Annotated in this window: 5 protein-coding genes and 1 pseudogene; all 6 read left to right on the plus strand. The window is 30.2% G+C overall.

Going from position 1 to position 6,280, the window contains the following annotated elements; translation table 11 throughout:
• Positions 1-106: 106 nt before the first annotated feature.
• Positions 107-1,165, plus strand: coding sequence for a tetratricopeptide repeat protein (locus KQ44_RS13520; RefSeq protein ID WP_096737891.1), 1,059 nt, complete (start codon positions 107-109; stop codon positions 1,163-1,165).
• 674 nt (positions 1,166-1,839) lie between these two features.
• Positions 1,840-2,760, plus strand: coding sequence for an ABC transporter permease (locus tag KQ44_RS13525; protein WP_020003463.1), 921 nt, complete (start codon positions 1,840-1,842; stop codon positions 2,758-2,760).
• Between the two features lie 18 nt (positions 2,761-2,778).
• Positions 2,779-3,762, plus strand: a complete 984-nt coding sequence (locus tag KQ44_RS13530) for an ABC transporter permease (RefSeq protein ID WP_096737892.1) — start codon at positions 2,779-2,781, stop codon at positions 3,760-3,762.
• Between the two features lie 24 nt (positions 3,763-3,786).
• On the plus strand, positions 3,787-4,764 hold the full coding sequence (locus KQ44_RS13535) for an ABC transporter ATP-binding protein (RefSeq protein WP_096737893.1): 978 nt from the start codon (positions 3,787-3,789) through the stop codon (positions 4,762-4,764).
• Between the two features lie 34 nt (positions 4,765-4,798).
• On the plus strand, positions 4,799-5,761 hold the full coding sequence (locus KQ44_RS13540; protein WP_096737894.1) for an ABC transporter ATP-binding protein: 963 nt from the start codon (positions 4,799-4,801) through the stop codon (positions 5,759-5,761).
• A 19-nt stretch (positions 5,762-5,780) separates the two neighbouring features.
• Positions 5,781-6,280, plus strand: a pseudogene (locus KQ44_RS14520) (hypothetical protein); the annotation flags it as partial.

A 6,280-nucleotide genomic window follows, 5' to 3' on the forward strand; every position in this document is an offset into this window, starting at 1 on the left:
ACAAAAGATTGACAAAGTTAAAAATTTTCAGTATATAGTATGATATAATTGTATAGATATACAAAATTATAACTTATATATTAATAAATAGTTATAGGAGTTAAAAATGGCAACAATGACTAATTTTTTATTTAGCCAACATGTAAAAGAATCTAAAAACAAATTAGACAATTTTCAAAAAGAATTAAATAAATGTGTAGATGAATTTAATGATTTTTTAAATAATATTGATGCAGAAAACTATTCTGATTTTGATGATTTTAATGACAGAGCAAAAGTTTTTAATGAAGAATTAAATAAAATAATGTCAGATAAACAACATTTTATAGTCAGTTTTACAAATATAGTTGACAATAAGAAAGAAGTTGATATTGATCATTTAAACAATCTTACTGATTATCATGATTATAATTCTAAAGGTATTTATAAAAGTGCTAATGGGGAATATGCAGAAGCTATAAAATATTATGATGAAGCTATAAAGTTAAACCCTAATATTGCAGATGCTTATTATAATAAAGGTATTGCTAAAACTAAACTTGGACTTTTAAAAGAAGCTATAGAAGAATATGATAAGGCTATAGAGTTAAGAGCTGATTATACAGCTGCTTATTATAACAGAGGACTTCTTAAAAGCGATTTAGGACTCTTAAAAGAAGCAATAAAAGATTTTGATAAAGCTTTATCAATAGATCCTAATTTATTTGATGCTTATAATAATAAAGGAGTATTAGAAAATGAGTTAGGACTTTTTAAAGAAGCAATAAAAGATTTTAACAAAGCTATAAAAATAGCAGATGATGATGCGGTTATTTACAAAAACAGAGGTAATTCAAAATATAATTTAGAGCTTTATGAAGAGGCTATTAAAGATTTTGACAAGGCTATAAAATTAAATCCTAATTATGCAGCAGCCTATAATAATAGGGGAGATGCTAAAGATAGTTTAGAGCTTTATGAAGAAGCAATAGAAGATTTTGATAAGGCTATAAAATTAAAACCCGATTATGCAGATGCCTATAATAATAGGGGCTATTCTAAGGAAAATTTGGGTTATTATGAAGAGGCATTAAAAGATTATAAAAAGGCTTTAAAATTAGATCCTAATAATGAATATGCTAAGGAAAATATAAAATATCTTAAAGAAGAATATGGTTTGAAATGAAGCTATAATATATTATTTTTTTATTAAAATGTAATGACTTTATTGATATTATAAAGTGATGTTTTACTCAGGATGATACTCACTCATTTAATAATTAAATGTTAAGTAAGCTGCATTAGTTTGTTTTTTATATGAGATTGAAGAATATCTCAAAAATTATTAATGTAGTATTATGAAAACTATAAGCGGTAAAAAGTTTTTTATTAATAAACTTTATCTAACCCCGCCCTTTATCTTTATAGATTCAATCTGTTATTTTATCTTATTTAGCCTTTTAGCTTTAACTGTTTCTAATAACGCCCGCCCTAACTTTATTTAAATTTATAATACTCACAACGCACGTTAAACGAAATTATTAAATATAGATTGATTTGTAATTCTAATTTTTATAATATAAAAAAAATTTGCTTAAACGTGCGTTAAATAAGATTCTAAATTTAATAAACGCTTGGGTGGGTGTACTTTTTTTAGATTAGACAATAAACTAATAAAAAATTAAATTTTTAAGAATATACAAAAAAGTATATAGGGTGGGGGATTAAAAAAATACTATTATATAAATTTATGTTTAAATTGACTTTGTTTAAAGTTTGACAAAACTTTAATTTTAATAGATAATATACTGTCAATAATAATTTAATTATTTTCATTATCCCAATTAAGAAGGTATTTTTATGTTTTCTTATGTTGTTAGAAGATTATTAGTATCACTTTTAACTCTTTTTGTTATAGTAACTATAACATTCTTTTTGATGCACACAGTGCCGGGCGGTCCTTTTGTAGGAGAAAAGCCTCTAAGCAAGGTTGCTCTTGAAAACTTAAATAAGAAATACGGACTAGATAAACCTAAAATAGTACAGTATGGAAATTATCTTAAAAATGCTTTAAGAGGTGATTTAGGTACTTCACTTACAAAAATAGGACAGTCTGTTTCTGGAACTATTATAAGAGCTTTTCCAGTGTCATTTAGGCTTGGAATATTCAGTATGTTTATTTCAACTACTATAGGAGTATTGTTTGGAATAGTTGCAGCATTGAGGCATGGTAAATTTGTAGACAGAGCTGTAATGGTTGCAGCTACCTTGGGTATAGCAGTGCCTAGTTTTGTAGTTGCTACAGTTTCTATTATTGTATTTTCTGTAAAGCTGAAACTTCTTCCAGCATACGGATTTGATTCTTTTGCTCAGTATATAATGCCTGGATTTGCTTTGTCTTTTAGCTCTCTTAGTTTTATGGCTAGACTTATGAGAAGTTCTATGCTTGATGTTATACATCAGGACTATATAAAAACAGCAAGGGCTAAAGGTATATCAAGAAGCATAATAATATTTAAGCATGCTTTAAGAAACGCTATTATACCAATAGTAACTTATATAGGACCTCTAGCTGCAGCAATTTTAACTGGTTCATTTGTAGTGGAGAAAATATTTAATATACCTGGACTTGGAAGATATTTTGTTGAAAGTATAACTCAAAGAGATTATCCTACAATATTAGGCGTTACAATATTCTATGGAGCTTTTTTAATAGCTATGAATTTCTTGGTAGACCTATCATATGGAATTATAGACCCTAGAATAAAAATACAGGATTAAAATATTAAGGGGAGTACAATGGAAGAAAGTTTGGATAAATCATTATTTGTTAAAGCCACCAATGAAGAAAAGGCTTCAGCTGAGGTAAAAAGAGAGAGTGTAACATATTGGCAGGACGCGTACAGAAGATTTAAGAAAAATAGAGTTGCTTTAGTATCTATTATAGTTATTGGCATTATAGCGGTTCTTTCTATTATTATACCTATAGTTTCAGAGTACGGATATGCCCAGATAAACAGAGGAGTAGAAAACAGCCTTCCTACTTTTGAGCACCCATTTGGTACGGATACTTTGGGAAGAGATTTGCTTGTAAGATGTATGATAGGTGCTAGAATTTCGCTTTTAATAGGTATAGTATCTGCTACTTTGGTTGTAATAATAGGTATAGTTTATGGTTCTATATCAGGTTATTTTGGCGGTATTACTGACAGCATTATGATGCGTATAGTAGATATAATAAGTGCTGTTCCTACACTTTTGGTAGTTGTATTATTATCAGTGGTACTTAAAGCTCCTATGGATAAATTATTTTTACAAAATGAATCATTAAGAGGAATAGGGCTTTTAGGACCAGGCCTTTTTAGTATATTTATAGTTATATCTCTGCTTTATTGGACTAATATGGCAAGAATGACAAGAGGTCAGATTTTGGCATTAAAGGGTCAGGAGTTTGTAACAGCAGCCAGAGCTTTGGGCACTCCTCATAGCAGAATAATTTTTAAGCATTTAATACCTAATGCTATGGGAGCTATAATAGTATCTGCTATGGTTCAAATACCTAATGCTATATTTGTTGAAGCTTTTTTAAGTTTCTTAGGTTTGGGAGTTAGTGCTCCTATGGTTTCTTTAGGCTCTCTTACTTCTAATGCTGTTAGCGGTGTTTATTCTTATCCTTATCAGCTTCTTTTTCCTGCTGCTTTGATAAGTATTATTATACTTTGCTTTAATTTGGTAGGTGATGGACTAAGAGATGCATTAGACCCTAGAATGAAAAACAGATGAGGAAGTTTATAAAGGCGGTATACAATGGCGAATAATCATTTACTAGAAATTAAAAATTTAAGCGTATCTTTCTTTACACCTCTTGGAGAGGTTAAGGCTGTTAATAATATTTCTTATAATTTGGATAAATCTAAAGTTTTGGGAATAGTAGGAGAGTCTGGAAGCGGTAAGAGTGTTTCAGCTTATTCTATTATGGGACTTATTGATGAACCCGGTAGAATTATGAATGGGGAGATACTTTTTGAAGGTACGGATTTAATAAAACTTTCAGAGCATGAAAAGAAAAAAATCAGAGGCGACTCAATATCTATGATATTTCAAGACCCTATGACTTGTCTTAATCCAGTATATACTATAGGTAATCAATTAATGGAAGCATTAACTACACATCAGAAAATAAGCAAAACCGATGCGATAGAGAGAATAGTTGAACTTCTTACATTGGTTGGTATTAATGAGCCTAGAAGAAGAATGAAGCAGTATCCTCATGAGCTTTCAGGCGGTATGCGTCAGCGTATAATGATAGCTATGGCTTTAGCAGGAAGTCCTAAAATACTTATAGCTGATGAGCCTACAACTGCACTTGATGTTACTATACAGGCACAGATATTAGAGCTTATAAAGGATATACAGAAAAAAATACAAATGGCTGTTATACTTATTACGCATGACTTTGGTATTGTGGCTGATATGGCAGATGATATTATAGTAATGTACGGAGGCGGTATAGTAGAGAGGGGAACTGTTTTTGATATATTTGAGCGTCCTAAACACCCTTACACATTGGGGCTTTTGAAATCTCTTCCTCGTATTGATATAAAGCAGGATAGGCTTATTCCTATAGAAGGAACGCCTATTGACCTTTTAAATATGAAAGCAGGCTGTCCATTCAGTACAAGATGTGAAGAATGTATGAAACTATGTATTGATAATAAGCCTCCTATAACAGAGTTTGAGAAAGGACATTTTTCAGCCTGCTGGCTTCATCAAATGCCTAAATAATTTTTAATTAATATAGTAAATAAAGAGAGTTTTTATGAAACCTTTAATAGAAATACAAGATTTGAAACAACATTTTAAGATAAAAGGCGGATTTTTCGGAAGAAGCATACAAACAGTAAAGGCCGTTGACGGAGTATCTTTTACTATAAATAAAGGAGAAACCTTCGGGCTTGTTGGAGAGTCTGGAAGCGGTAAAACTACTTTGGGAAGAACTTTACTTCATCTATATAAACCTACAAGCGGAAAGATATTTTTTGACGGCGAAGAGGTTAATAATACTAATTACAGACAGTATGCCAAAAAGATGCAGATAATTTTCCAAGACCCTTATGCTTCTTTAAATCCTCGTATGACTGTTGAAGATATAATAGGGGAGGCTCTTGATGTACATAAACTTTATTCTACTAAAGACGAAAGAAGAGAAAAAATAATAAAACTTCTTAAATTAGTAGGTCTTAATGCTGAGCAGGCACAGAGATATCCTCATGAGTTTTCAGGCGGACAAAGACAGCGTATAGGTATAGCTAGAGCTTTGGCGGTTAATCCAGAGTTTATAGTATGTGATGAGCCAGTATCAGCATTGGATGTATCAATACAGGCACAGATTATAAATATGCTTTATGATATGCAGCAGGATATGGGGCTTACTTATCTTTTTATAGCACATGATTTGGCAGTAGTTCGTCAGATATCAAAGAGAATAGGTGTTATGTATTTAGGCAATATTGTGGAGCTTACAGACAGTGAATCATTATATACGAAATCTTTACACCCTTATACTCAGTCTTTAATTTCTGCAATACCTATATCAGAACCTTCTATAGCAAAGACAAAAAAACGTATAATACTTTCTGGGGAAATACCTTCTCCAATTAATCCTCCTTCAGGCTGTAAGTTTAGAACAAGATGTCCTAAAGCGGAGGCTGTTTGTGCTGAGAAAGTGCCAGAGTTTAGAGAAATAGAAAGCGGGCATTATTGTGCATGTCATTTAGTATAATTTTATTTAGAGTTTATTTATGAGTGATAACAAATATGTCATAATTCCAATCGTTTTATTAATATCAGCTTTAATTACTAATGCATTCATAGATTGCTATATTATGCCTAGAAGATTTTTAAGAACAGATCAAGCACAGCATTTTTATGATATGAAGAAATGGTATGAAAGCGGAAAATTACCTACTACAGGTGCTAGATTTGTACCAAGTGAAATAGTTAATAATTCAGATAATATCCCAAGAGTACCTGGCGGGGCATATTATATATTTTATACTTTATTTTATAAATTATCTGGTGAAAATTATTTTATATCTAGGATTATTAATTTAATATTTAATTTAATAATAATATGTTTATTTTTATTTTGGTTTTATAGACGTTTTGGACTTATGATCACTTCATTTATCGCATCTTTAATTTTATGTAATGTATATATTGTATTGGCAATTACTGATTTTTTAAATCAGCACATAACATTAATATTTAGTTTTATATTATTTATATTATTATTTGAATA

Source organism: Brachyspira sp. G79 (genome assembly GCF_002379365.1).
Lineage (GTDB): Bacteria > Spirochaetota > Brachyspiria > Brachyspirales > Brachyspiraceae > Brachyspira.

What these genes read in the sequence shown, in the direction of transcription:
- KQ44_RS13540 (WP_096737894.1), top strand. Translation starts at nt 4,799, where the DNA reads ATGAAACCTTTAATAGAAATACAAGATTTGAAACAACATTTTAAGATA.
- KQ44_RS13520 (WP_096737891.1), top strand. Translation starts at nt 107, where the DNA reads ATGGCAACAATGACTAATTTTTTATTTAGCCAACATGTAAAAGAATCT.
- KQ44_RS13525 (WP_020003463.1), top strand. Translation starts at nt 1,840, where the DNA reads ATGTTTTCTTATGTTGTTAGAAGATTATTAGTATCACTTTTAACTCTT.
- KQ44_RS13535 (WP_096737893.1), top strand. Translation starts at nt 3,787, where the DNA reads ATGGCGAATAATCATTTACTAGAAATTAAAAATTTAAGCGTATCTTTC.
- KQ44_RS13530 (WP_096737892.1), top strand. Translation starts at nt 2,779, where the DNA reads ATGGAAGAAAGTTTGGATAAATCATTATTTGTTAAAGCCACCAATGAA.